Annotated in this window: 25 protein-coding genes and 1 other RNA gene; 15 read left to right on the forward strand and 11 right to left on the reverse strand. The window is 60.3% G+C overall.

The window, feature by feature from the left end:
* Positions 1 to 239: 239 nt before the first annotated feature.
* From ACZRKZ_RS14795 to ACZRKZ_RS14820, 6 genes are all read left to right on the forward strand, one after another.
* Positions 240 to 935, forward strand: a complete 696-nt coding sequence (locus tag ACZRKZ_RS14795; RefSeq protein ID WP_463981929.1) for a FadR/GntR family transcriptional regulator — start codon at positions 240 to 242, stop codon at positions 933 to 935.
* Positions 936 to 1056: 121 nt separating this feature from the next.
* Positions 1057 to 1386, forward strand: coding sequence for a thioredoxin TrxA (gene trxA / locus ACZRKZ_RS14800; RefSeq protein WP_133100837.1), 330 nt, complete (start codon positions 1057 to 1059; stop codon positions 1384 to 1386).
* A gap of 233 nt (positions 1387 to 1619) precedes the next feature.
* Entirely contained in the window at positions 1620 to 2879 is a 1260-nt protein-coding gene (gene rho, locus ACZRKZ_RS14805) for a transcription termination factor Rho (protein WP_133100838.1), read from the forward strand.
* A 158-nt stretch (positions 2880 to 3037) separates the two neighbouring features.
* Entirely contained in the window at positions 3038 to 5020 is a 1983-nt protein-coding gene (locus tag ACZRKZ_RS14810) for an acyltransferase family protein (protein ID WP_463981930.1), read from the forward strand.
* A gap of 90 nt (positions 5021 to 5110) precedes the next feature.
* Positions 5111 to 6577 (forward strand): 4-hydroxy-3-polyprenylbenzoate decarboxylase, encoded by a 1467-nt coding sequence (gene ubiD / locus ACZRKZ_RS14815; RefSeq protein WP_133100840.1) that lies wholly within the window; start codon positions 5111 to 5113, stop codon positions 6575 to 6577.
* On the forward strand, positions 6577 to 7554 hold the full coding sequence (locus ACZRKZ_RS14820) for a CDP-6-deoxy-delta-3,4-glucoseen reductase (protein ID WP_463981931.1): 978 nt from the start codon (positions 6577 to 6579) through the stop codon (positions 7552 to 7554). The genes ubiD and ACZRKZ_RS14820 overlap by 1 nt, the downstream gene beginning before the upstream one ends.
* A gap of 66 nt (positions 7555 to 7620) precedes the next feature.
* Here the strand turns inward: ACZRKZ_RS14820 and ACZRKZ_RS14825 are convergent, their stop codons facing one another.
* Positions 7621 to 8100 (reverse strand): sn-glycerol-3-phosphate transporter, encoded by a 480-nt coding sequence (locus ACZRKZ_RS14825; RefSeq protein ID WP_463981932.1) that lies wholly within the window; start codon positions 8098 to 8100, stop codon positions 7621 to 7623.
* A gap of 316 nt (positions 8101 to 8416) precedes the next feature.
* On the opposite strand from ACZRKZ_RS14825, the gene ACZRKZ_RS14830 reads away from it, so the two are divergent.
* Positions 8417 to 9070, forward strand: coding sequence for a gamma-glutamylcyclotransferase (locus ACZRKZ_RS14830; protein WP_463981933.1), 654 nt, complete (start codon positions 8417 to 8419; stop codon positions 9068 to 9070).
* Here the strand turns inward: ACZRKZ_RS14830 and glpT are convergent.
* Positions 9067 to 10404, reverse strand: a complete 1338-nt coding sequence (gene glpT / locus ACZRKZ_RS14835; protein WP_463981934.1) for a glycerol-3-phosphate transporter — start codon at positions 10402 to 10404, stop codon at positions 9067 to 9069. The genes ACZRKZ_RS14830 and glpT overlap by 4 nt on opposite strands.
* Positions 10405 to 10683: 279 nt before the next feature.
* Positions 10684 to 11661 carry an NADPH:quinone oxidoreductase family protein gene (locus ACZRKZ_RS14840; RefSeq protein WP_149412307.1) on the reverse strand — a complete coding sequence of 326 codons (978 nt, stop codon included), beginning with the start codon at positions 11659 to 11661 and terminating at the stop codon, positions 10684 to 10686.
* 149 nt (positions 11662 to 11810) lie between these two features.
* Between ACZRKZ_RS14840 and ACZRKZ_RS14845 the strand changes: the two genes are divergently transcribed.
* On the forward strand, positions 11811 to 12218 hold the full coding sequence (locus tag ACZRKZ_RS14845; RefSeq protein WP_463981935.1) for a flagellar basal body-associated protein FliL: 408 nt from the start codon (positions 11811 to 11813) through the stop codon (positions 12216 to 12218).
* A 69-nt stretch (positions 12219 to 12287) separates the two neighbouring features.
* On the opposite strand, the gene ACZRKZ_RS14850 is transcribed toward ACZRKZ_RS14845, so the two are convergent.
* The 4 genes from ACZRKZ_RS14850 to ACZRKZ_RS14865 form a co-directional block, all read right to left on the reverse strand.
* The gene (locus ACZRKZ_RS14850) at positions 12288 to 13406 is read right to left on the reverse strand and encodes an ABC transporter permease (protein ID WP_463981936.1); all 1119 of its coding nucleotides are present in this window, start codon (positions 13404 to 13406) and stop codon (positions 12288 to 12290) included.
* Positions 13406 to 16129: a ribosome-associated ATPase/putative transporter RbbA gene (gene rbbA / locus ACZRKZ_RS14855; RefSeq protein WP_463981937.1), complete on the reverse strand. Its 2724-nt coding sequence runs from the start codon at positions 16127 to 16129 to the stop codon at positions 13406 to 13408. Before rbbA ends, ACZRKZ_RS14850 begins: the two co-directional genes overlap by 1 nt.
* Positions 16126 to 17091, reverse strand: a complete 966-nt coding sequence (locus ACZRKZ_RS14860) for an HlyD family secretion protein (RefSeq protein WP_463967686.1) — start codon at positions 17089 to 17091, stop codon at positions 16126 to 16128. The genes rbbA and ACZRKZ_RS14860 overlap by 4 nt, the downstream gene beginning before the upstream one ends.
* A 139-nt stretch (positions 17092 to 17230) precedes the next feature.
* Complete coding sequence (locus ACZRKZ_RS14865; protein ID WP_463981938.1) at positions 17231 to 17680, reverse strand: EVE domain-containing protein; 450 nt, start codon at positions 17678 to 17680, stop codon at positions 17231 to 17233.
* Between the two features lie 195 nt (positions 17681 to 17875).
* Here ACZRKZ_RS14865 and ACZRKZ_RS14870 point away from each other — a divergent pair, with 195 nt between their 5' ends.
* Complete coding sequence (locus ACZRKZ_RS14870; protein ID WP_178114368.1) at positions 17876 to 18025, forward strand: hypothetical protein; 150 nt, start codon at positions 17876 to 17878, stop codon at positions 18023 to 18025.
* A gap of 2 nt (positions 18026 to 18027) precedes the next feature.
* Here the strand turns inward: ACZRKZ_RS14870 and ACZRKZ_RS14875 are convergent, their stop codons facing one another.
* The 4 genes from ACZRKZ_RS14875 to ACZRKZ_RS14890 form a co-directional block, all read right to left on the reverse strand.
* Positions 18028 to 18663: a 5-formyltetrahydrofolate cyclo-ligase gene (locus ACZRKZ_RS14875; RefSeq protein WP_463981939.1), complete on the reverse strand. Its 636-nt coding sequence runs from the start codon at positions 18661 to 18663 to the stop codon at positions 18028 to 18030.
* Between the two features lie 66 nt (positions 18664 to 18729).
* Positions 18730 to 18908, reverse strand: a non-coding RNA gene (gene ssrS / locus ACZRKZ_RS14880) — 6S RNA.
* Positions 18909 to 18938: 30 nt separating this feature from the next.
* On the reverse strand, positions 18939 to 19256 hold the full coding sequence (locus tag ACZRKZ_RS14885) for a cell division protein ZapA (RefSeq protein WP_463981940.1): 318 nt from the start codon (positions 19254 to 19256) through the stop codon (positions 18939 to 18941).
* The gene (locus ACZRKZ_RS14890) at positions 19253 to 19462 is read right to left on the reverse strand and encodes a TIGR02449 family protein (RefSeq protein WP_003213954.1); all 210 of its coding nucleotides are present in this window, start codon (positions 19460 to 19462) and stop codon (positions 19253 to 19255) included. Before ACZRKZ_RS14890 ends, ACZRKZ_RS14885 begins: the two co-directional genes overlap by 4 nt.
* Before the next feature lie 138 nt (positions 19463 to 19600).
* On the opposite strand from ACZRKZ_RS14890, the gene ACZRKZ_RS14895 reads away from it, so the two are divergent.
* From ACZRKZ_RS14895 to ACZRKZ_RS14920, 6 genes are all read left to right on the forward strand, one after another.
* Positions 19601 to 20158: a YecA/YgfB family protein gene (locus ACZRKZ_RS14895; RefSeq protein WP_463967688.1), complete on the forward strand. Its 558-nt coding sequence runs from the start codon at positions 19601 to 19603 to the stop codon at positions 20156 to 20158.
* A 20-nt stretch (positions 20159 to 20178) separates the two neighbouring features.
* Positions 20179 to 21501, forward strand: a complete 1323-nt coding sequence (pepP, locus tag ACZRKZ_RS14900) for a Xaa-Pro aminopeptidase (protein ID WP_463981941.1) — start codon at positions 20179 to 20181, stop codon at positions 21499 to 21501.
* A complete protein-coding gene (gene ubiH / locus ACZRKZ_RS14905) occupies positions 21498 to 22685 on the forward strand; it encodes a 2-octaprenyl-6-methoxyphenyl hydroxylase (RefSeq protein ID WP_463981942.1) in 1188 nt (395 codons plus the stop codon). The genes pepP and ubiH overlap by 4 nt, the downstream gene beginning before the upstream one ends.
* Entirely contained in the window at positions 22678 to 23163 is a 486-nt protein-coding gene (locus ACZRKZ_RS14910) for a DUF4442 domain-containing protein (protein ID WP_463981943.1), read from the forward strand. Before ubiH ends, ACZRKZ_RS14910 begins: the two co-directional genes overlap by 8 nt.
* A gap of 9 nt (positions 23164 to 23172) precedes the next feature.
* Positions 23173 to 24390: a 2-octaprenyl-3-methyl-6-methoxy-1,4-benzoquinol hydroxylase gene (locus ACZRKZ_RS14915; protein WP_463982089.1), complete on the forward strand. Its 1218-nt coding sequence runs from the start codon at positions 23173 to 23175 to the stop codon at positions 24388 to 24390.
* 138 nt (positions 24391 to 24528) lie between these two features.
* Positions 24529 to 25533 (forward strand): extracellular solute-binding protein, encoded by a 1005-nt coding sequence (locus tag ACZRKZ_RS14920; RefSeq protein WP_463967692.1) that lies wholly within the window; start codon positions 24529 to 24531, stop codon positions 25531 to 25533.
* Positions 25534 to 25680 lie beyond the last annotated feature (147 nt).

Consider the following 25680-nt stretch of genomic DNA (forward strand, 5'->3'; position numbering starts at 1 on the left):
AGGGCGAAGGGGTTTTCTGGTTTCTGCCAGTGCACAGCCCATGCCATCACTGCCTGGATCGGCTGCAAGACCGGTATCTGTTGAGCTACGGCGGTCTTACTGGTCTGAACAGTTGCTGCGCTTTTTGCACCCTTTTCGAGCGTCGCCAAAAACCCGCGAGCCCCTTTAGGGCGTGGCTTGCCGGCTGGCGCGAATAGCTTTACAACTAGCCGATCAGTTGACTGGAAACTTGAGTTTTTATGAATTCCATCGCGCAGGCCGTACCGGAGGTGGCGTTGCAAGCCATCCGCAAACTGATCGCTGAAGAGGGTTTCGGGCCGGGCGATGTGCTGCCCTCCCAGCGCGACCTGGCGCTGCAATTGGGCGTGAGTCGCGCCTCGTTGCGCGAAGCCTTGTCTTCCCTCAGCGCCTTGGGCGTGGTCAGTGTGCAGCCAGGTAAAGGCGTGTTCGTACAAGCGCCCGAGGAAACCCCAGAGCTGGCCTGGCCTTTTGCTGCGCAGGCCACGCCGCTGGACATCTTTCAACTGCGCTACGCCCTGGAAGGGTTCGCGGCGGGGCTGGCGGCGGTGACGTTGACCACCGATGAGCTGGATATCCTGGAAGATAATGTCGAGGCGATGCGCAAGGAGCTCAAGGCCGGCGACTTTGAAGCGTCGGCCCGGCTGGACTTCGAATTCCACCAGCACATCCTTCAGGCCAGCGGCAATCAGGCAATGCTCAGCATTCTCAGTGCCAGTGCCGAGGTGTTTCTGGAGAGCCAGAAGCTACCGTTCATCCGGCCGGAGCGGGCCATGGAAACTTGGCAGGAGCACCGCAAGATTCTCCGGGCGCTGGCCCGGCGCGCTAGCGGGGTGGCGCAGAAAACCATGCAGGAACATGTACGCAATGCGGCGTTGCGTACAGGAATTGCCTTCACTACTCCCGTCGCGCCTTAAGTTGGGCTATACCCAAACTCATGCACCACCATAGCAAGAGTCAATCAGAGGCGGCTTCCTGAACGAGGGAAGGGCAGCTATGATGGGCAACGTTTTTTTTGCTTACAACCCGGAGACATCCATGAGCAACGATCTTATCAAGCACGTCACCGACGCGACCTTTGAGGCAGAAGTACTTCAGGCCCAAGGCCCGGTGCTGGTTGACTACTGGGCTGAATGGTGTGGTCCTTGCAAAATGATCGCTCCGGTCCTGGACGACATTGCTACCACTTACGCAGGCAAACTGACCATTGCCAAGCTGAACATCGACGACAACCAGGAAACCCCGGCCAAGCATGGCGTGCGTGGTATCCCGACGCTGATGCTGTTCAAGAACGGCAACGTCGAAGCCACCAAGGTCGGCGCACTGTCCAAGTCCCAGTTGCAAGCATTCCTCGACGCCAACATCTAAGCGTCGTAAAAAAGCCCCGCAAATTGCGGGGCTTTTTCGTAAGTCAGGGCTAGACGCTCTGAAACTCAGGTGGTACATTCGGCCCCGCACTGGTTTCTCCACTGCCCCCTGCAAGCCGTCGCCGACGCTCTTCTTTTCGATTAGTACGCGATTCTGTCGCCTTCTCTGCGGCGCGGCCTCATTAAGCCCAAAGCTTAATTCCCCCCCTCCATAAATGATTACGTCATTCCTATATGAATCTGACTGAACTCAAGCAAAAGCCGATTACCGAACTGCTCGAATTGGCCGAACAGATGGGCATAGAAAATATGGCCCGTTCGCGCAAGCAGGACGTGATTTTCTCCTTGTTGAAAAAGCACGCGAAAAGCGGCGAGGAAATCTCCGGTGATGGCGTGCTGGAGATCCTCCAGGACGGCTTCGGCTTCCTCCGCTCTGCAGACGCTTCCTATCTTGCCGGTCCAGACGATATCTACGTCTCGCCGAGCCAGATCCGTCGCTTCAACTTGCGCACCGGTGACACCATCGTTGGCAAGATCCGTCCTCCGAAGGAAGGCGAGCGTTATTTCGCCCTGCTCAAGGTCGACACGATCAACTACGATCGTCCCGAGAACGCGAAAAACAAGATTCTCTTCGAGAACTTGACGCCGCTGTTCCCGACCGTGCGCATGAAGATGGAAGCTGGCAACGGTTCCACCGAAGACTTGACCGGTCGTGTCATCGACCTGTGCGCCCCGATCGGCAAAGGCCAGCGTGGCCTGATCGTCGCGCCGCCGAAAGCTGGCAAGACCATCATGCTGCAGAACATCGCAGCGAACATCGCCCGTAACAATCCTGAAGTTCACCTGATCGTATTGTTGATCGATGAGCGTCCGGAAGAAGTGACCGAAATGCAGCGCACCGTGCGCGGCGAAGTGGTTGCCTCGACGTTCGATGAGCCGCCAACCCGCCACGTGCAGGTTGCCGAAATGGTGATCGAGAAGGCCAAGCGCCTGGTCGAGCACAAGAAGGACGTGGTGATTCTGCTCGACTCCATCACCCGTCTGGCCCGTGCCTATAACACCGTGATCCCGAGCTCCGGCAAGGTCCTCACCGGTGGTGTCGATGCCCACGCCCTGGAGAAACCGAAACGTTTCTTCGGCGCCGCACGGAACATCGAAGAAGGCGGTTCGCTGACCATCATCGCCACCGCGCTGGTTGAAACCGGCTCGAAGATGGATGAAGTGATCTACGAAGAATTCAAAGGTACCGGCAACATGGAATTGCCTTTGGATCGCAAGATCGCTGAAAAGCGCGTCTTCCCGGCCATCAACATCAACCGCTCCGGCACCCGCCGCGAAGAGTTGCTGACTGCCGACGACGAACTGCAACGCATGTGGATTCTGCGCAAGCTGCTGCACCCGATGGACGAAGTAGCCGCCATCGAGTTCCTGATCGACAAGTTGAAACAAACCAAGACCAACGACGAGTTCTTCTTGTCGATGAAGCGCAAGTAACGCGACTTTTCAGGTCGAAAAAAGATGGCGCCCTACGGGGCGCCATTTTTTTTGTGTCGAGAGTGGGAGGTTTAGGCGCTATGCATGTCTGTTAAGAAACAAAAAAGGCGAGCACGTCTACGCTCACCCCATTCGAATCTGACTGACAATAAGAATTTATGACCACACTTGCTTACCGAAGGGATATCGACGGCCTGCGCGCAATAGCTGTAATCGCTGTAGTGTTATTCCATTTTGGCGTTCCAGGTTTCACCGGCGGCTTTATTGGCGTCGACGTGTTCTTTGTGATTTCTGGCTATTTGATCACTTCCATCATCTGGCGCGAGCGCCAATCCAATCGTTTCAGTTTCGTGGATTTCTGGGCCCGTCGTGCCCGGCGCATCCTGCCTGCGCTGTTCGTGATGATGATCGCGGCGCTGCTGATGGGCTGGTTTCTGCTGGCGCCCAAGGACTATGAAGAGCTGGGGCGTTCGGTGCGCTATCAGGTGCTGTTCACCTCCAACCTGCTGTTTATGCGTCAGGACGGCTATTTTGACGTGGCGTCCGACCTCAAACCCTTGCTGCACACCTGGTCGCTGGCGGTGGAGGAGCAGTTCTACATCCTGTTCCCGCTATTACTGGCGCTGCTGTCTCGTTACTTGAAACACTGGCGCACGGCGTTGTTCGCGGTGTTACTGGTGTCGTTCGGGCTCAGTGTCTGGGCCGTGGCTTATCACCCGGAAAAAGCCTTTTTCCTGCTGCCGATGCGTGGCTGGGAACTCCTTGCCGGTGCCATGCTGGCGGTACAGCCCAAGCGCGACTGGCGCGCATCACCGGCCCTGGCTCAAGGCGTCAGCCTGGTGTCCATGGTGCTGATCCTGCTGGCGGTGTTCTGTTTTGATCCCCGCACGCCATTTCCAGGTGTGGCGGCGTTACTGCCGGTGCTGGGCGTGGTCGGGCTGATATGGGCCAACGGACATCAGCAAACGCTGATCGGACGGCTGCTGGGCACGCGAGTGCTGGTGGGGTTGGGTCTGATTTCCTATTCCTGGTACCTGTGGCATTGGCCAGTGTTTGTTTTTGCCAGTTATGCCAGCGTCGATGGTCTGGGGCCGTTCGAGCTAGCTGGGCTGATTCTGCTGACCCTGGGGCTGGGTTACCTGTCCTGGCGGCTGGTGGAAAGCCCGTTCCGGGAACAGCGTTTGTTGGCGGGACGCAAGGCGATATTGGCTGCCGCGGGCGTCGGTATTCTTTGTATCGGCCTGGCCGGGCAAGCGTTGCGCTGGACCGATGGCTTGCCCTGGCGGCTGTCCGAGGAGGCGTTGCGTTATGCCCAGGCCAAAGAGTGGAGCCCGGAACTGTTGGCGTGCCTGGCCGAGAAGGACACCCCTGATGACCGGCTTTTCTGCCATTTCGGCCCCAGGAGTCGCTCGGTTTCCGCCCTGGTCTGGGGCGACAGCCATGCCACGGCGTTGATCCCGGCCCTTGAGGATGGGGCGCAGAAACACGATATCAGCCTGGTTCAGGCTAGTTTTGCCGGCTGCGTGCCCCTTTCAGGCCTGGAAAATATTCCCCGTTGTGCGCATTTCAACCAGCGCGTGCAAGCGGTCCTGGTCCAGCAAACCTTCAGCGATGTGATGCTGGTGGCCCGTTGGAGCCTATACGTTTATGGGCAGGCGTCTGGTGACAAAGAGCATGCGCTCAAGGACCCGGCCACCGGCCACTACGTGCAGGCTATTGCCGAACAGCGTTTCGCCGAGGGCATGCGTGAGCGCGTCGCCGGGTTGCGCGCCGCAGGGCATCGGGTCTGGCTGGTCAAGGAAGTGCCGCTGCAGGAGTTTAGCGTGCCGTACCGTCTGAGCCGTCTGGCGATGCTCCATCGGTCGGTGGAAGGCCAAGGATTGCCGCTGGCTCATCACTTGCAGCGCCAGGGGTTCATCAACCAGTTGTTCGATCAGATGGCCGCCGCCGACCCAGGCGTCGTAGCGTTGGACCCTGCGTCCCGGTTGTGTGCTATCGACAGCCTGTGCCGGGTCGAACTCAATGGCCAGGCGCTGTATACCGACGACAACCACATTTCCGAGGTGGGCGCGCGTTACATTGAGGGTTTCCTGGAGCCGTTGTTCAGTTCGCTGCAATCGCGAGGGCTGACGGCCAATTAAGCGTGCGCGGCGCTCAATTACACCGCGATAAGCTGCCAGCCGCCCTCAGAGCAGGTAGGATGTACGCCTATTTTACGGGTGGCATGGTTAATGAAATTCAAGGATCTTCGGGATTTCGTGCAGCAACTTGAGCAGCGCGGAGAGTTGAAACGTATCCAGGTGCCGATTTCCCCGGTCCTGGAAATGACTGAGATTTGCGACCGCACCTTGCGTAACAAGGGCCCGGCGTTGCTGTTCGAAAAACCGGTGGGCTTTGATATTCCGGTGCTCGGCAACCTGTTCGGGACCCCCGAGCGAGTGGCCTTTGGCATGGGCGCCGAAGCGGTCAGCGAGCTGCGTGAGATTGGCAAGTTGCTGGCCTTCCTCAAGGAGCCCGAGCCACCCAAGGGCCTGAAAGACGCCTGGTCGAAGCTGCCGATCTTCCGCAAGATCATTGCCATGGCCCCCAAGGTGGTCAAGGATGCGGTATGCCAGGAAGTCGTCATCGAAGGCGATGACGTCGACCTTGGCATGCTTCCGGTGCAAACCTGCTGGCCCGGCGACGTTGGCCCGCTGATCACCTGGGGCCTGACCGTCACCAAGGGCCCGAACAAGGACCGCCAGAACCTCGGCATTTACCGTCAGCAAGTGATCGGCCGCAACAAGGTCATCATGCGTTGGCTGAGTCACCGAGGTGGTGCGCTGGATTATCGCGAGTGGTGCGAGAAGCATCCCGGCAAACCGTTCCCGGTCGCCGTGGCTCTGGGCGCAGACCCGGCGACCATCCTTGGCGCGGTGACACCGGTGCCCGACAGTCTGTCCGAATACGCCTTCGCCGGACTGCTGCGCGGTAATCGCACCGAGCTGGTGAAGTGCCGTGGCAACGACCTGCAAGTGCCGGCCACTGCCGAAATCATCCTCGAAGGCGTGATACATCCCGGCGAAATGGCTGCTGAAGGTCCGTATGGCGACCACACCGGCTACTACAACGAAGTCGACAGCTTCCCGGTGTTCACCGTCGAGCGCATCACCCACCGGATCAAACCGATCTACCACAGCACCTACACGGGCCGTCCGCCGGATGAGCCGGCGATTCTCGGCGTGGCGCTGAACGAAGTGTTCGTGCCTATCCTGCAGAAGCAGTTTCCGGAAATCACCGACTTCTACCTGCCGCCCGAAGGTTGCTCGTACCGCATGGCCATCGTGACCATGAAGAAGTCGTATCCGGGCCACGCCAAGCGGGTAATGCTCGGTGTCTGGTCGTTTTTGCGACAGTTCATGTACACCAAGTTCGTTATTGTGACCGACGACGACATCAACGCCCGGGACTGGAATGACGTGATCTGGGCCATTACCACGCGCATGGACCCCAAGCGCGACACGGTGATGATCGACAACACGCCAATCGACTACCTCGACTTCGCCTCGCCGGTATCAGGCCTGGGATCAAAAATGGGCCTGGATGCCACCCATAAATGGCCGGGTGAAACCACCCGCGAGTGGGGCCGGGTGATCGTCAAGGACGAGGCGGTGACTGCTCGTATCGATGCGCTCTGGAAAGAATTAGGAATAGATTGATGCGTGTAACCCTGCAGCCTTCTGGTGCGGTACTTGAGCTTGTGCCCGGTGAGCGGATTCTCGATGGCGCGCGGCGCCTGGGCTACGATTGCCCCCAGGCCTGTCGCAACGGCGTGTGCCACGTGTGCGCGGCACTGCTGGTCGAGGGCCGCGTGCAGCAGGCCGGCGAGGTGCGTGACCATGGCGAATTCTATACCTGCATTGCCGAGCCGCTGGAAGATTGCATCGTTCTATGGGATGGCGTGTTGGCGCCGGGAGAGTTGCCCGTGCGCAAGCTGTCGTGCCAACTGAGCGAGTGCGTGGACATCGGCGGTGATGTCTGGCGCGTCCGCTTGCGGGCGCCGGCCGGCAAGTCGGTGCGTTATCACGCCGGGCAGTACTTGATGATTGAGCGGGAAAACGGCGAGAAGTCGGCATTTTCACTGGCCTCGGCCCCCCACGGTGGACGTGAGCTTGAGCTGCATGTGCTGGTCCGCGAAGACAGTGCCCGTAGCCTGATCGAGCAGTTGCAACGCAACCAGATGGCGCGGGTCGAATTGCCGTTTGGTGATACTCACCTGGCGGAATTGCCCGACGGGCCGCTGGTGTTGATCGCCGCCGGTACCGGCATGGCGCAGATGCACAGCCTGATCGAACATTGCCGGGCCAGCGGTTTCAAACACCCGGTGCACCTGTATTGGGGCGTGCGTCGTCCCGACGACTTTTATCAGATCGAGCATTGGGAGCATTGGGAGCAATGGAAGCAACTGCCCAACCTGTTCTTGCACAAAGTGGTCAGCGACCTCTGCGGGTGGGAAGGGCGCTGCGGGATGTTGCATGAAGCGGTGTGCGAAGACATCAGCGAGCTCAAGTCCGTGCATGTCTACGCCAGCGGTTCCCCAGCGATGATCTATGCCACGCTGGATGCGTTGGTGACGGCCGGCATGGATGCGCACCAGATGCGTGCCGATGTGTTTGCCTATGCCCCAAGGTCCTAACCTCAAAAACTGCCGGGTATCCTGTGGCGAGCGGGCTTGTTGTGGAAAGCCCGCTCGCCACAGCAATCAAAACCGCAGCCCCGTTGTCACCATCGCCGCATTAAACCCCAGCAACACAAATTCCCCGGCCACAGGCCCATAGTGAACGCCCACTGACGGAATGATCACCGGCGCCACGCCAAAACGGTTCAGCGGGATCTTGTCGCGATACTTGCCGCGATAGCCCTGGATCACCCCGCCGGTCAGCTTCAGGTACACCGGATAGTCGGTCATGTCATAGCGCTTGCCGGCATAGGCGTAGTAGGACCGTTGGCTGAACGAGTTGCGAAACGTCGCCCCGCCATACACCAGCCCCGAAGCTTCATTGCGCTCCAGGCCAATCAGGTCCTGGTTGTTGTTGTGCTCGGGGTCCGGGGCAAAGTGCCGGGTGTAGACGCTGGTCTGGGCGTACCAGAAGCCTTTGTCATCCTCGGTCGGTGGTGTTTCGACCGCCAGGGCAGTGGTGGCCTGTGCAATAAGCAGCAGGCCGCAAAGTCGGTATTTCATGGTGCGACCTCGATAGTCGATTGAGTGACGGCTAAGTGGGTCGTGACGTACGCCTATTTTGAAGGCTCGGGGTGCACAAAGGCTGAACGGATGCTGAAAGTACCGGGATTGAGTCGCTGAATCCTGACGGCCGAGTTCTACACCTTCGGTGGCGACAACGTCACCGACAAATACCCGGAAAAGCTCAATGCCTACGCGAGTAGCGGTGGTAACTTGGCCTATAGCACTTTTTCGCCGTACGGTTACAGCGGCGCGTTCTATTACGGTAAAGTTGCATACAATTGGTAATTAAGAAGGGAGACCTAAGCGATTCGCCATGACCGCCATTGAATCTGATCTTTTGCAATTGGCTTACCCTCCGCGGCTCGATCTTGGGCCGCAACTCACTCACGAACAGTTGATGAGCTCGATGCAGGCCACCATGGGCCGGCACAAGGGGGGGCCGGTCTGGCTATTCGCGTATGGCTCGCTGATCTGGCGGCCTGAATGCTCAGCCGTAGAGCGGGTGCGGGGACGGGTGCATGGTTATCATCGCGGCTTGTACCTGTGGTCCCACGAGCATCGGGGCACGCCGGAGTTACCGGGGCTGGTGTTTGGCCTGGACCGTGGCGGCTCCTGCAGCGGGTTTGCCTACCGCTTGCCGGAAGAGCAACTAGAAGCGTCGCTCTACGCCCTGTGGCGCCGCGAGATGCCGTTTCCATCCTACCGCCCGCACTGGCTCAACTGCCGTCTTGCCGATGGCAGCCAGGTGCAGGCGTTGGGATTTGTCCTGGAACGGCACCTGCCCAGCTACGCCGGCAACTTGCCGGACAGCGTGCTGAACCAGGTATTTGAAAGCGCTTGCGGGCGTTATGGCACTACGCGCGATTATGTCGAGCAGACCGTCAACGCCCTGCGTAGCCACGCCATGCCAGATAAAAACCTGGAGGCGCGGCTCAAGCGTTGTTCGAAGGATTGCTCCGTCGACTAGCGCGCGTTGCTGACGTTATTGGTGTGCCACAAGGTGGGGATCAGGAAGGCAATCGCCAACAGACACGCACCGATCAGCAACACAAAACCGCCATCCCAGCCGAAGTGGTCAACGGTGTAGCCCATGGCCGCACTGGCTGCCACGGAACCGCCCAGGTAACCGAACAGGCCGGTAAAGCCTGCCGCCGTACCAGCGGCTTTCTTCGGTACCAATTCCAGCGCCTGCAGGCCGATCAGCATCACCGGGCCGTAGATCAGGAAACCGATGGAGAACAGCGCGATCATGTCGACCATCGGGTTGCCTGGTGGGTTGAGCCAATAAACAAGGGTCGCGACCGTCACCAATGCCATAAACACAATGCCGGTCAGGCCACGGTTGCCACGGAAGATCTTGTCTGACATCCAGCCGCACAACAGCGTGCCTGGAATCCCTGCCCACTCGTAGAGGAAATAGGCCCAGGACGTTTTATCGACGTCGAAGTGCTTGGCTTCTTTCAAATAAGTTGGCGCCCAGTCCAGTACGCCATAGCGCAGCAGATAGACGAAGACGTTGGCGAAGGCGATGTACCAGAGCATTTTGTTGCGCAGCACGTACTTGACGAAGATTTCCTTGGCGCTGAATTCCTCTTCGTGGCTGGCGTCATAGCCTTCCGGGTAATCGTTTTTGTACTGCTCGATCGGCGGCAGGCCTACCGATTGCGGGGTGTCGCGCATGGTGATGAAGGCAAAGGCCGCCACCAGCAAAGCCACGGTGGCCGGGACGTAGAATGCCGCGTGCCAGTCGTTGAACAAGGCCATGCCCAGCAGGAACAGCGGGCCGATCAGGCCGCCGCCGACGTTATGCGCCACGTTCCACACAGACACCACGCCGCCGCGTTCCTTCTGCGACCACCAGTGCACCATGGTCCGCCCACTTGGCGGCCAACCCATGCCCTGGGCCCAGCCGTTAATGAACAGCAAAATGAACATCATGGTGACGCTGGACGTCGCCCAAGGTGCGAAACCGAAAATGAACATCACCCCGGCGGAAACCAGCAGGCCGAAGGGCAGGAAGTAACGTGGGTTGGAGCGGTCGGAAACCAGGCCCATGAGGAACTTGGACAAGCCGTAGGAAATTGCAATCGCCGACATCGCCAGGCCTAACTGGCCGCGGGTGTAACCCTCGTCGATCAGATACGGCATGGCCAGGGAGAAGTTTTTGCGCAGCAGGTAGTACCCGGCGTAACCGACGAAAATACCGGCGAAGATCTGCCAGCGCAGGCGTCGGTAGGTGCTGTCTATTTTTTCTTCAGGCAAGGGTGCCAGGTGTGCGGCAGGTCGAAAGAAAGCAAACATTCAAGAGCTCCAAGTTTCTTGTTTTGACTGCGGATGCGAATGTTACAGTTTCGTTACCGAAAATAGCATCGCCTCTTATCTGGGAGCACAGGAATTGGGAGCTATTGCATGTTCTTTTACGAACATGTCGCTAATAGATAAGTGAGGGGCGTAATAGGTAGGAGCGAGCTTGCTCGCGAAAAACGTTAACGATGACACGTTCGGCCTGGATGAACGCGACGCTCTCGGGTTTTTCGCGAGCAGGAACTAGGCGTCCCTCGCTCCTACAGAAAGGCAGGGTTAGCGGACTTGAACCACGACTTTGCCCACCGCCTTGCGCTGGCCGAGGTCATTGATCGCCTGGGCGGCGTTGTCGAGCGGATACACCTGCGACACCAACGGCTTCAACTTGCCCTCGGCATACCAGCCAAACAACTGCGCAAAGTTCGCCGCATTATCCTGGGGCTGGCGCTGGGCAAACGAACCCCAGAACACCCCGACCACTGCCGCGCCCTTGAGCAGTGCCAGGTTCACCGGCAGCTCGGGGATGCGCCCGCTGGCAAAACCCACCACCAGCAGCCGGCCGTTCCAGGCGATGGCGCGGATGGCCTGGTCAAACAGATCGCCACCCACCGGGTCGTAGATCACATCGGCGCCGTTGCCGTCGGTCAGGCGTTTGATTTCATCCTTGAGGCTGGTTTCGCTGTAGTTGATTAACTCATCAGCGCCGGCCGCCTTGGCCACCGCGAGCTTTTGCGCACTGCTGGCGGCAGCGATCACCCGGGCGCCCATGGCCTTGCCGATTTCCACAGCAGCCAGACCAACGCCGCCAGACGCGCCCAGTACCAACAGGGTTTCCCCTGCTTGCAGGTTGGCGCGCTGTTTCAAGGCATGCATCGAAGTGCCGTAGGTCATGCTAAAGGCGGCGGCGGTGTTGAAGTCCATGCTCGGCGGGATTGGCAGCACGTTGTAGCCCGGTACCGCGACCTGTTCGGCAAAGCTGCCCCAGCCGGTCAAGGCCATGACCCGGTCGCCGACTTTCAGGTGGCTGACCTTTTCCCCGACTTCGCTGACCACGCCCGCCGCTTCACCACCCGGCGAAAACGGGAAGGGCGGCTTGAACTGATATTTGCCTTCGATGATCAAGGTGTCCGGGAAATTCACCCCGGCGGCGTGCACATCCAGCAGGATTTCGTTCTTCTTGATTGCCGGGCTTTCGACGTCTTCCAGCACCAGGGTTTCGGCGGGGCCGAAGGCTTTGCACAGCACGGCTTTCATCGGACTCTTCCTTTTGGCGTATTGGCCGATAAGTGTAGGTGGGTAAGTCGAGGGGTCAACGAGCATACCTTGGCCTGATAAGTCGCCATAAGCTTGTGCTCAGCCTTGCTAGCGTTATGCTACTGAGCAACCGAATTGAGGAATGAACTGTGAAAGCGTGGACCCTGTTGATGCTGGCCCTGACGTTGCCGATGGCAGCCCATGCCGAAGAAGCCAAGGAAGGCGAAGCGCCGAAGGTCAGCTATATCAGCCTGACGCCGCCCTTCGTTGGCAACTATGGCCTGGACGGCACTGCGAAGCTCAAGGTGTACAAGGCTGACATCGCCCTGCGTGTGACCGGGCCGGAGGCTGCCGCGGCGGTCAAAGCCAACGATCCGTTGATTCGTAATCAGTTGGTGGCCCTGTTCACCCAGCAAACCGCCGAGGCCATGGGCAGCGTCGAGGGGAAGGAAAAACTGCGTCAGGAAGCCTTGAAGCAGACCCAGCAAGTGATGAACGACGAGACCGGTAAACCGATGGTTGATGATTTGTTGTTCAACAACCTGATCATCCAGTAATCGCACCCTATTGCTGTGTGCGGCGGGCCCTTTGTGGCAAGCCCGCTCGCCACAGAAATCGGCAATACCTTAAGAGGCAAGGCTCTTTCTGAACCGCGCCAACGCCACCGCAAAAAACAGCAAGCCAATCCCCGCCAGCGCCAGCAAGTCTGGCCACACCACGCTCACACCCGCATCCCTGAACAGGATCGCCGCACTCAGGCTGACAAAGTGCGTCGACGGCGAGCCCTGCATCACCCATTGCAACCATTGCGGCATGCTGTCCAGCGGTGTGCTGCCGCCTGACAGCAACAGCATCGGAATGATCACCGGGATCGCCAGCAAGCCGAACTGTGGCGTCGAGCGGGCGAGGGTGGCGAGGAAGATTCCCAGGGCAGTACTGGCAAACAGATACAGTGCCGTGACCAGCAGAAACAACGTCAGGGATCCTGCCAGCGGTACCCCGAGCAAGCCCTTGACCACCACTTCCAGCGACAGCCAGGTACAGAGCACCACCACCAGCATGTTGCTCCAGATTTTCGCCAGCATGATTTCCAGCGCCGTCAGCGGTAGCACCAGCAAGTGGTCGAGGGTGCCGTGTTCGCGCTCGCGCAGCAATGCGGTGCCGGTCAGCACAATGGCGAGGATGGTGATGTTGTTGACGATCTGGATCACCGCCAGGAACCAGCCGCCTTCCAGGTTGGTATTGAACAACGCCCGCGTGGTGAGTAACGCCGGCGCCTTGTTGGCCGCATCGGCCTGACCGCTATAGGTGAGCAGTTCGCGCTGGAAAATCCGCCCGATGTACCCGGCGCCCATAAAGGCCTGGCTCATGGCTGTGGCGTCGACATTGACCTGCACACTCGGCTGGCGCCCGGCCAACAGGTCGGCCTGGAAATTTGCCGGCACGTTGATCACGAAGGTGTACTGGCCGCTGTCCATGACCTTGTCCAGCTGGTCATAGGGCAACGGCACCGCGGGCTGGAACTCTGGCGGTTGCAAGGCTTCGGCCAACTGGCGGGACAAGTGACTGTGGTCTTCATCCACCAGGGCAACGCTGGCGTTATGTACGCCGATGACCGAACCGGCCGCGGGCATATAGATCGCCACCGTGAAGGCGTAGAACAAAAACAACAGCAACACGCTGTCGTGGCGCAGGCTGGTCAGTTCTTTAATGCCCAGGCGCAGGATATGAGCGAGCTTGTGCATCAGGCCTCCTGCTTCTTGAGCATGATCAGGCTAAGTCCGGTAAACCCCAGGAAAAACCCGAACAGCGCCAGGCACTGCGGCCACAGCTGGCGCAGGTCCAGGGCCTTGGTGAAGGTGCCGACGGCAATATCGAGAAAGTAACCGGCCGGGAACAGCATGCCCATCAGCGCGGCCGCGCCTTCCAGGGACGAGCGCGGCACGATCAACCCGGAAAACTGAATGGTCGGCAGACTGGTGATAATCATGGTACCGAGGATCGCGGCGATCTGGGTGCGGGTGAACGCCGAAATCAACAGGCCCATGCTGGTGGTCGCCAGCACGTAAAGCAGGCCGCCGAAGGCCAGGGTCACGCCACTGCCCTTGAATGGCACGCCGAACAGCCAGCGGTTCATCGCCACCAGCAAAGCCAGGTTGATCAGGCTGACGGCCAGGTACGGCGCCTGTTTACCCAGCAGGAACTCCAGGCGGGTCAGCGGCGTGGCATAGAAGTTGGTGATGGAGCCCAACTCCTTTTCACGTACGATTCCGAGGGCGGTGAGCATCGCCGGGATAAACGCCAGGATCAGCGCCATGACGCCGGGGCCGATGGCGTTTACGCTGACCACGTCTTGATTGTAGCGAAAGCGGGTTTCCAGTTTGGCGGCGGCGCGGTTGTTCAGTGGTGGGCTGTGGAGTTCGGCCAGTTGCTGGAGATTGGCCTGATGTACTGCTTCCACGTAGTTGCGGCTGGTCTCGGCCCGAAACGGCATGCCGCCGTCGAGCCAGGCGGCAACCGCCGGTTGGCGCCCGGCGTACAGGTCGCGGCCGAAACCGGGTGGGATTTCCAGGGCCAGCTTGATTTCCGAGCGTTGCAGGCGCTTGTGCAGCTCGTTCGAGTCCTGGATCGGCGGTTGTTCGGCGAAGTAGCGCGAACTGCGAAAGGCTTCCAGGTAGGCGCGGCTTTGTGGAGTTTGGTCCTGGTCGTAGACGGCGAAGGCGAGCTTTTCCACATCGAGGGAAATGCCGTAGCCAAAGATCACCATCATGAAAATCGCCCCGAGCAGGGCGAAGGCCATGCGCACTTTGTCGCGCAATAACTCCTTGCCTTCGCGGCTGGCGACAGCCAACAGGCGGGCCACGCTGAAGCCGCGTTTGCTGCTGGGCACCGTAGCGGGTGTTTCAGCAGTGGCGGTCTCGACGGTTGTCGGCGCGTCAGGCGCACCCTGGGCTTGTTCCAGGCAAGTAACAAACGCCGCTTCCAGGGTCTCGCCGTGGAATTGCTGTTGCAGTGCATCGGGCGTATCGCAAGCCAGCACCTTGCCAGCGTGCATCAGCGAGATGCGGTCGCAGCGCTGAGCTTCGTTCATGAAGTGGGTGGACAGAAAGATCGTCACCCCTTGCTCGCGGGACAACTCCACCAACAGCCGCCAGAAATCATCCCGCGCCGCCGGGTCGACGCCGGAAGTCGGTTCGTCGAGGATCAGCACTTCCGGACGATGCAGCACCGCCACCGCCAATGACAGGCGCTGACGCAAGCCCAATGGCAACTCGCCGGAAGGCTGCTCGGCAACGCCGCCCAGGTCAAAGCGCTGGATCAACTCGTCGATGCGCTGCTCGCTGTCAGCCTTGGGCAGGTCGAACAGTTGCGCATGCAGCACCAGGTTCTGCCGCACGCTGAGTTCGCCGTACAGCGAGAAGCTCTGTGACATAAAGCCCACGCGCTTGCGGGTGGCCAGGTCCTTGGCGTTCACCGGGTTGCCCAGCAAGGTGGCGCTGCCTTCACTGGCCGGCATCAGCCCGGTGAGGACTTTCATGGTAGTGGTCTTGCCGCAGCCGTTGGAGCCGAGGAAGCCGAAGATTTCGCCCCGGCCGATAGCGAAGCTGACCTTGTCCACCGCCGTGAAGTCGCCGAAACGCAGGGTCAAGTCATGGGCTTCGATGGCGATGTCAGTGTTGTCGCTCGCCCTGGGTGGAATTACCAACGGTTGGTTGTTGTGGGCGCTGTCGCCCTGGAAGTGGGTAAAGGCTTCATCCAGTTTGCCGCTGGGGGTGATGGCCGCCAGTTCGCTGCTCAGGCCATCGGCGATCAATTTGCCGCGGTCGAGCATCAGGCAATGTTCGAACTGCTCGGCCTCTTCCATATAAGCGGTGGCCACCAGCAGGGTCAGTTGCGGCCGCTCGCTGCGTACGTTTTCTACCAGCTCCCAGAAGCGCCGGCGGGAGAGCGGGTCTACGCCAGTGGTGGGTTCGTCGAGGATCAACAGGTCCGGGTCGTGGATCAGCGCGCAGCACAGGCCGAGCTTCTGTTTCATCCCGCCGGAGAGCTTGCCCGCTGGGCGCTCGGCGAAACGAGCCAGGTCGGTGGCCAGCAGCAGGTTGTGCATGCGCTGGTCGCAATCAGCTTTCGACAGGCCGAACAGGGTCGCGAAGAAACGGATGTTTTCGCTGATGGACAGCTCGGGGTAAAGGTTGCCGCCCAGGCCTTGGGGCATGAAGGCGATGCGCGGGTACAGGCTGTTGCGGTGGCGGCGGTCTTCGATGGAGCCGCCGAGCACCTCAAGTTGACCGTCCTGGAGCTTTTTAACCCCGGCGATCAATCCCAGGAGGCTCGACTTGCCGGCACCATCCGGGCCGATCAGCCCGCAACGGGTGCCGGCCGGCAAGCTGAAGGCTATGTCGATCAAGGCCTGTTGCTTGCCGTAGCGATGGTTGATGCCTGTGGCGTGCAGCGCCGGACCGGTCATTGCAGGTTAGCCGGCCAGTCCAGTTCGGCGGTGCGCACGTAGCCGGCACCGGGCATGCCGGGCTTGGCTTGCGGCACGGCGCTGGGTTGGGTCAGGCGTAACTTTACCCGGAACACCAGTTTCTGGCGCTCGTCTCGGGTTTCAACTTCTTTGGGGGTGAACTGGGATTTGGCGGCGACGAAGCTGATTTTTGCCGGCAGCGGTTGTTGTGGCAGGGCGTCGAGGACGATCCGCGCTTCGCTGCCTACGGTCAGGCGACCGGTAACGGAGGCGGGCAAATAGAGGTTCATGTATTGGTCGTTGGGATCGATCAGCAACAACACCCGGCCACCGGCGCCGAGCACTTCACCGGGCTCGGCCAGGCGCAACTGGATGATGCCGTCGATGGGCGCCCGCAGGCTGCTGTCTTCGATTTCACTGGTAAGCTGTTCGACGCTGGCCTGGGCGGCGCCGATGGCGGCCTTGACTGCGTTGACCTGAGCGCGGGCAGCAAGCACGGCGGCGTTACCGGTGTTCTGGCGGGCCTGTTGCTGGTCGATCAGTTGGCCGCTGGCGAAGCCGCGCTTGTACAGTTCCTGGGTGCGCTTGAGTTCCTGGTTGGCCAGCAGCTGTTCGCTCTGGCGCAGTTGCACGTTGGCCTCGGCTGCCGCGAAGTTTTCCTTGGCTCGCAGCACTTCAGCCTCGGCCTGGGCACGCTGGGCTTCCAGGGTGCGGGTGTCGATGCGCGCCAGCAGTTGGCCCTTGAGCACCTTGTCGCCTTCATCGACCCGCACCTCGGCCAGGCGCCCGGGGATTTTGGTGGCGATCTGCACTTCGGTGGATTCGAGCCGGCCGTTGCCCATGCTCAAGCCTTCGGGCAGGCGGTCCTGGGTGGACTTCCAGTAACCGAAGCCGCCAGCGGCCACCAGCAGAAGTATCAGGAGCGTGGCGAAAAGATGGGAGCTGCGATGGGTCGTCGACATGGGTGCATCCTGCGGCGTTAGCGTCCTAGTTTGACAGATACTGCCCTAGGGCCCTTGATACCGGTCAAATGAAGCGCAAGCCTAACCCGGTTGACGCGCAGATGCATGCGCCGGTGGCGTGACCGCAGGGTTCTGCTATCTAGCGCAAGCCCAGCACGGCGGCCCATTGGTCGGCGGTTACCGGCATCACCGACAGTCGGCTGCCTTTTTGCACCAGGGGCAATTCGGTAAGGGCGCTCTGTTGTTTCAAATACCCCAGGCCCAGCACCTTGGGGAAAGTCTCGACATGGGCGACGTTGATCGCGCTCCACGGATTCTTTTCGGACGTAGCCTTGGCATCGAAATAATGACTCTCGGGCTCCAGCGCGGTCGGGTCGGGATAGGCCGCCTCGATGATTTTTCCTATCCCGGCAATCCCCGGCTCCGGGCAGCTGGAGTGGTAGAAGAAAAACTCATCGCCCACCGCCATGGCCCGCAGGAAGTTGCGCGCCTGGTAATTGCGCACGCCATCCCAACGGGCTTTACCGAGTTTCCCCAGGTCCTTGATGGACAGCTCGTCGGGCTCGGATTTCATCAGCCAATAGGCCATGTTTTTGCTCCTTTTGGGGTATTGGGCAAGTTGTTCGGCAATTGCATGACAAACCGACGGTCGGTTGACGTCAAGGTTTGCGTGTTGGATCACGTTAACGCAGAATGCCGGGATTTTAAGCTTGACGCAGCCAGAACGGACTACTTATGGAACGTTGCTGTCATCGTGTGTGATATGCCTGAAGGGGGGCAATCGATGAAACGCAAACCGGATTTACTATGGATTTTGGTTATTTTGTTCGGTCTGGGCGTCGTGACCACTGGCTACGCGCAAAGCCTGTGGACGAACAAGACCGAAGCACCGATTGAACTTGCACAACAGACGCCACAACTCTTCAAGCGTTGAAGCTACTTCGGCGCCGCTGACTCCAGTTGCGTCCTCTCTGCGACATACCATTGCCTATCGGTGACCGTGCCTTCAAGCGGCACATCCCAACTCGCCTGCGCCAGTCGTTCGACTTTCTGACATTCATGGGCCAGGCCCAATAGCGTCGGCTTGCACCAGGTCGTTCGCCGCACCAAGTAGGCAAGACTGCGGTCATAAAAGCCGCCGCCCATGCCAAGGCGTCCACCCACATCATCGAAACCCACCAGCGGTAACAGCACCAGATCCAGGGCCCAGACCTTGCGCTGGCGGCCAACGTTGACCCGTGGTTCAAGAATGCGAAAACGGTTAGGCGACAGCTTTTCCCCCGGGCGCACCCGTTGAAACACCATCTTGGTTCGCGGCCACGCACTGAGTACCGGCAGGTAGGTAGCCTTGCCCCGGCGCTGAGCGGCGCGCAGCAGCAGGCGCGGATCGATTTCACCGTCCATCGGTAGATATAAAGAGATATGTTTGGCCCGGCGAAACAGCGGGTGCTGTGCCAGTTGCCGATACAGGCCGTGGGCGGCCTGGCGTTGCTCGCTCGGCGTCAGGGCGCGACGGGCTTTGCGCAGCATGCGTCGAAGTTGCGGGCGGGAAAGCGGCGCAGGTTCGGTCATGGGATTCTGCTTTTTTTGGGTCATAAAACAATGCCAGTCACAAGACTGGCATTGGATTTGGGAATCAGGCTCCCCGACAGAACCGCTGTCGACTAAGCCCTTGAACCCGAAAGTTCAAGGTGGAAGAAGCAGTAGGCTTTAAGGCTTTCCGTCTAGCGGACATGCACACCAGCCAAACGTGCAACTTCCAGGGTAGTGCGAATCGGCTCCGGGACATCGCCGACTGGCAAGCACGCCAGGGAGTGGGGCAAGTATACCCGAAACAGACACTGCAATCAGCCCTTGGGTTGCTCCAGGTCGGTAGAAAGCACCAGATCAACGCGCTCCAGCAGGTCGCGTACCTGCTCGCGCGTCGAGCCGCCGGCCTGCACGTCAGGGCGTTCCTGCTTATGCAGCAAATCGTGGGTGATATTCAACGCGGCCATCACGGCGATGCGATCGGCGCCAATCACTTTGCCGCTGCTGCGGATTTCACGCATCTTGCCATCCAGGTAGCGAGCAGCGCTCACCAGGTTGCTGCGTTCTTCCTGGGGGCAGCTGATCGAATATTCTTTATCGAGAATCTGCACGGTGACGCTATTGCTTGAACTCATGAGTCTTGCTCCAGGGCCTTCAGGCGCGAAATCATCGACTCGACCTTACGCCGGGCGATTTCGTTTTTTTCAATGAGGTGAGCGCGCTCCTCGCGCCAGGTCTTTTCCTGAGCTAATAGGAGTCCATTCTGGCTCTTTAGTTGCTCGACCCGGTTAATTAGCAATTCGAGTCTGGCCATCAGCGCTTGCAGGTCGGTGTCTTCCATTGGGTTCCACTGGATTTGTCTGATGAATGGCAACTGCTGGATAAACGATCTGACGCCCTCGATAGTCTTGGTACGTCTGCCGATGCTAGGATACAGCGCTTCATTCTAGACATTGCGCCGCTTGGCGCCTAGCTCACCATGCCTATTCAGAATTCCCCGTACGACGCTTTTTCCAAACTGCTGAGCATCAGCGGTCATCCTTGCTCGCCTGCCGAGCTTCACGGCGTGCTGCTGGGTCGCAGTTGCACCGGTGTCGGGTTTGATGCCGACAACTGGTTGGCTGACGTTGCCGAGCTGCTTGAAACCGAGCCGCAAGAGAACGTTCGCAACGCTCTGATCGGCTTGCAAGAGATGGTCAAGGGCGAGCTGACCGGCGACGACGTGACTGTCGTCCTGCTGTTGCCAACCGATGATGCGCCGCTCGCTGACCGTGCCGCGGCACTGGGCCAATGGTGCCAGGGCTTCCTCCATGGTTTTGGGGTGAACGCCGCCGGCCTGGAGTTGAGCACCGACGCCAAGGAAGTGCTGCAAGATCTCGCCGCCATCTCCCAGGTGCAAGAAGCCCTGGAAGAATCCGAAGACGGCGAAAGCGACTATATGGAAGTGATGGAATACTTGCGTGTCGCGCCGCTGCTGCTGTTCACCGAGACCAAGAAACCGGATGAGCCGGCAGCAATCAAGCCTTCGCTGCACTAAGAAAGGAAGCCCTCCTGCCCATGATTCATATCCCCAAAGCGGAATACACCCGGCGCCGCAAGGCGCTCATGGCGCAGATGGAACCCAACAGCATCGCGATCCTGCCTGCCGCCGCCGTGGCGATCCGCAATCGCGATGTCGAACACGTCTATCGCCAGGACAGCGACTTCCAGTACCTGAGTGGCTTCCCCGAGCCTGAAGCGGTGATCGTGTTGATGCCCGGTCGCCAGCATGGCGAGTACGTGCTGTTCTGCCGCGAACGCAATGCCGAGCGCGAATTGTGGGACGGCCTGCGTGCCGGCACCGAAGGCGCAATCCGTGAGTTTGGTGCCGATGATGCTTTTCCCATCACCGATATCGACGACATCCTCCCTGGCCTGATCGAAGGCCGCGACCGGGTGTATTCGGCCATGGGCAGCCACGCCGAATTCGACCGGCACCTGATGGAGTGGATCAATGTGATTCGCTCCAAGGCGCACCTGGGCGCCCAGCCACCGAACGAATTTGTTGCCCTGGATCATTTGCTCCACGACATGCGTCTGTATAAAACCGCCGCGGAAGTGAAGGTGATGCGTGAGGCGGCGCGGATTTCCTGCGCGGCCCATGTACGGGCGATGCAGGCCTGCCGTGTCGGGCTGCATGAATTCAGCCTGGAAGCGGAGCTTGATTACGAATTTCGCAAGGGCGGGGCAAAGATGCCGGCCTATGGCTCCATCGTCGCGTCAGGACGCAACAGTTGCATCCTGCATTACCAGCAGAATGACGCGGTGCTCAGGGACGGCGACCTGGTGCTGATCGACGCCGGTTGCGAGATCGACTGCTACGCCAGCGACATCACGCGTACCTGGCCGGTCAACGGTAAGTTTTCTGCTGAGCAGAAAGCGATTTACGAAATAGTACTGGCGTCCCAGGAAGCCGCGTTTGCTCAGATCGCGCCGAACAAGCACTGGAACCAGGCCCACGAAGCGACGGTTCGCGTCATCACCGCCGGGCTGGTGAAGTTGGGCTTGTTGCAGGGCGATGTGGACGAGTTGATCGCCAGCGAAGCCTACAAGGCTTTTTACATGCACCGCGCCGGCCACTGGCTGGGGATGGATGTGCACGACGTCGGCGAGTACAAGGTCGGCGGTGAGTGGCGGGTGCTGGAAGTCGGCATGGCCCTGACCGTGGAGCCGGGGATTTATATCTCGTCGGACAACCAGAACGTGGCGAAGAAATGGCGTGGCATTGGCGTACGTATCGAGGACGACGTGGTGGTGACCAAGCAAGGTTGTGAAATTCTGACCGGTGGCGTGCCCAGGACGGTCGCCGAGATCGAAGCCCTGATGGCGGATGCACGATGAGTCGGGTCAATCTGGCAATCATTGGTGGCGGCCTGGTGGGCGCCAGCCTGGCGTTGGCGCTGCAGGCCGGGGCCAAGGCGCGCGGCTGGAAGATCGTGCTGATCGAGCCCTTTGCCCCCGGCGACAGTTTCCAGCCGAGCTACGATGCCCGCTCTTCGGCACTGTCCTTCGGTGCGCGGCAGATTTATCAGCGCCTGGGCGTGTGGCAGGAGATCTCCCGCCGCGCCGAGCCAATCAAGCAGATTCATGTGTCGGACCGTGGACGTTTCTCTACCGCGCGCTTGTCGGCCATGGAAGAGGGCGTTCCGGCTCTCGGCTACGTGGTGGAAAACGCCTGGCTCGGCCAATGCCTGTGGCAAGGCCTGGACAAGGACGTAATCAGTTGGCGCTGCCCGGCCGAAGTCACCCGCATGGAGCCGCTGGCCGACGGCTATCGCCTGACGCTGAACGATGAAACCGTCCTCGAATGTGACCTCGCGGTACTGGCTGATGGTGGCCGTTCCGGGCTGCGGGAGCAGTTAGGCATCGGCGTTAAACAACGCCCGTACAACCAGAGCGCGTTGATTGCCAACATCACCCCGAGTGAAGTCCATAACGGCGAGGCGTTCGAACGTTTCACCGATGACGGCCCGATGGCCTTGCTGCCGCTGCCGGACAACCGTTGCGCGCTGGTCTGGACCCGTGTCGGCATGGACGCCCAGCGTCTTGCCAATCTCGACGAACGTAGTTTTCTCAGTGAGTTACAAGGCGTGTTCGGCTATCGCCTTGGCACCCTGAAACAGGTGGGCGCTCGGCATTTGTATCCGTTGACCCTGGTGGAAGCCGAGGAGCAGGTGCGCTCCCATCTGGCGATACTGGGTAACGCCGCCCATAGCCTGCACCCGATTGCGGGGCAGGGTTTCAACTTGTCCCTGCGCGATGCCTACGCCCTGGCCGAGGCCTTGTTGGCCGGGCCGGCGGTGCCGGGTGACCTGGCGACCTTGCAGGGGTACCGCGAACGCCAGCGCATGGATCAGAAATTGACCGTGGGTTTCTCCGATCAGGTCACCCGCCTGTTTGGCAGTGCCCAGCCGTTGGTCGCGTTGGGCCGCAACATGGGCTTGCTCGGTCTGGACTTGTTGCCACCGGCCAAGCGCTGGTTCGCCCGTCAGGCCATGGGCCTGGGCACCCGTCCCGATGCGTAGGTGGCTGATCGAGCGCCTGGGCAAGGCGCGGCTGTTGCGCTGGATCATGACCCTGTACCCGCCGTACCTCGGCGCCGGGGTTCGCGTGCAGCACATCAGCAGCGACTTTCGTCAGGTCAAGGTGCGCATGGGCCTGGGCTGGTACAACCGTAATTACGTAGGCACGCAGTTTGGCGGCAGCCTGTACTCGATGGTCGACCCGTTTTTCATGCTGATGCTGATGGAGAACCTGGGCCGTGACTACATCGTATGGGACAAGGCTGCGGCCATCGACTTTATCTCGCCGGGTAAAGGCCCGGTGTTTGCCGAGTTTTCCATCGACGAAGCCTTGCTGGATGAGATTCGCCGACAGACCGATAGCGGCGACAAGTATTTGCCGCACCTCAAGGTCCTGATTCATGACGGCTCCGGCACCCTGGTGGCGCGGGTCGACAAAACCCTTTACGTGCGGCGCAAGCCGCCAGCGAGACAGGCTTAAAGCATGGACATGCGCGCAGATGTGCTGATTGTCGGGGCCGGAATGGTCGGAAGCGCCCTGGCGCTGGCGTTGCAGGGCAGTGGCCTGCAAGTGCTGCTGCTCGATGGCAGCCCGCTGAGCGTCAAGCCCTTCGACGTGGATGCGCCGTTCGAACCGCGGGTGAGCGCCTTGTCGGCTGCCAGCCAGCGGATTCTGGAGCGACTCGGCGTCTGGGACGGCATCGTTGAGCGCCGCGCGAGCCCTTATGGCGAGATGCAGGTGTGGGACGGCAGTGGCACTGGGCAGATCCACTTTTCGGCGGCCAGCGTGCATGCCGAGGTGCTCGGGCATATCGTCGAAAACCGCGTGGTCCAGGACGCCTTGCTCGACCGCCTGCACGACTGCGACCTGGGCCTGCTGGCCAATGCGCGGCTGGAGCAGATGCGCCGTTCCGGCGACGACTGGCTGCTGACCCTGGCCGATGGCCGCACCTTGCGCGCGCCGCTGGTGATCGCCGCTGACGGCGCCAATTCGGCGGTGCGGCGTCTGACCGGTACCGCGACACGTGAATGGGATTACTTGCATAACGCCATCGTCACCAGCGTGCGCAGCAGCCTGCCGCATCAGCGTACCGCCTGGCAGCGCTTTACCGACCATGGCCCGCTGGCGTTCCTGCCGCTGGTACGGGACGGCCAGGAAGATTGGTGTTCGATCGTCTGGTCGACCACGCCGAGCGAGTCCGAACGCCTGATGGCGCTGGATGATGAAAGCTTCTGTCGTGAGCTGGAGCGTGCCTTTGAAGGCCGTCTTGGCACCGTGGTAAGCGCCGACCCGCGACTGTGCGTGCCGCTGCGTCAACGCCATGCCAAGCGCTATGTGGCCGAAGGCCTGGCGCTGATCGGCGATGCGGCTCATGTCATTCACCCGCTGGCGGGGCAGGGTGTGAACCTGGGTTTCCTGGATGCAGCCGTGTTGGCCGAGGTGTTGTTGCAGGCATCGGAGCGCGGCGAGCGGCTGGCGGATGTGAAAGTGCTCAGCCGTTATGAGCGCCGGCGCATGCCCCATAATCTGGCGCTGATGGCGGCAATGGAAGGCTTTGAGCGGTTGTTCCAGGCCGATCAACTACCGTTGCGCTGGTTGCGCAATGCCGGCTTGAAAGTGGTGGACCAGATGCCTGAGGCCAAGGCGGTGTTTGTGCGTCAGGCGTTGGGGTTGACCGGGGATTTACCGGAACTGGCCAAGGCGTGAAGGAGAGGGTGCGGCTGATGGCCTCACCCGAAATTCCGGTTGCGCAACATCTCGTAACTCCTTCGCCAAGTGTTCAGTTGAGAAGCTAAATGTGAGTCCTTATCATTTACGCTCATTTCGCTACGAGAGACCGCACTCATGTTGGTACCCAAGCGCCTCCTGACTGCCCTGGCACTCACCCTAATTGGCAGCACCACCGTCCAGGCGGCTGACGAGGTGGTGGTCTACTCCTCGCGTATCGACGAACTGATCAAGCCAGTCTTCGATGCCTACACCAAAAAAACCGGCGTGCAGATCAAGTTCATCACTGACAAGGAAGCGCCGCTGATGCAGCGCATCAAGGCCGAAGGCGAAAACGCCACCGCCGACCTGTTGCTCACCGTCGACGCCGGCAACCTCTGGCAAGCCGAGCAAATGGGCATCCTGCAACCGCTCACCTCCAAGGTGATCGACGCCAACATCCCGCTGCAATACCGCTCATCGACCCATGCCTGGACTGGCTTGAGCCTGCGGGCGCGGACCATCGCCTATTCCACCGATCGCGTAAAACCGGGCGACTTGACCACTTACGAAGCCCTCGCCGACAAGCAATGGGAAGGCCGCCTGTGCCTGCGCACGTCGAAAAAGGTCTACAACCAGTCGCTGACCGCCACCCTGATCGAAACCCACGGCGCGGCCAAGACTGAAGAAATCGTCAAGGGCTGGGTCAACAACCTGTCCACCGACGTGTTCTCCGATGACATCGCGGTACTGGAAGCCATCAACGCCGGCCAGTGTGATGTCGGCATCGTCAACACCTACTACTTCGGCCGCTTGCACAAGCAGAAGCCGAGCCTGGCGGTGAAACTGTTCTGGCCGAACCAGGGCGACCGTGGTGTGCACGTCAACCTGTCGGGTATTGGCCTGACCAAGCACGCGCCTCACCCGGAAGCGGCCAAGGCGCTGGTGGAGTGGATGACTACACCTGAGGCCCAGAGAATTTTTGCAGACGTGAACCAGGAGTTCCCGGCCAACCCGGCTGTGCCGCCGTCGGCCGAAGTGGCCGCCTGGGGCAAGTTTGTCGCCGACACCCTGCCGGTTGAAGTGGCTGGCAAGCGCCAGGCCGAAGCCATTCGCCTGATGGATCGCGCTGGTTGGAACTAAGCCAAACGCTATACTGCGCCCCGCATTTGCGGGGCGTTTTGCTTAACGGGCTTTGCTTTGTGTAGGAGCGAGCTTGCTCGCGAAAAGCCTGAGAGCGCCGCATTCTTCCAGGTAAGTCCGATTTGTCGTTGACGTTTTTCGCGTGCA

It is taken from the genome of Pseudomonas sp. c313, from assembly GCF_055407145.1.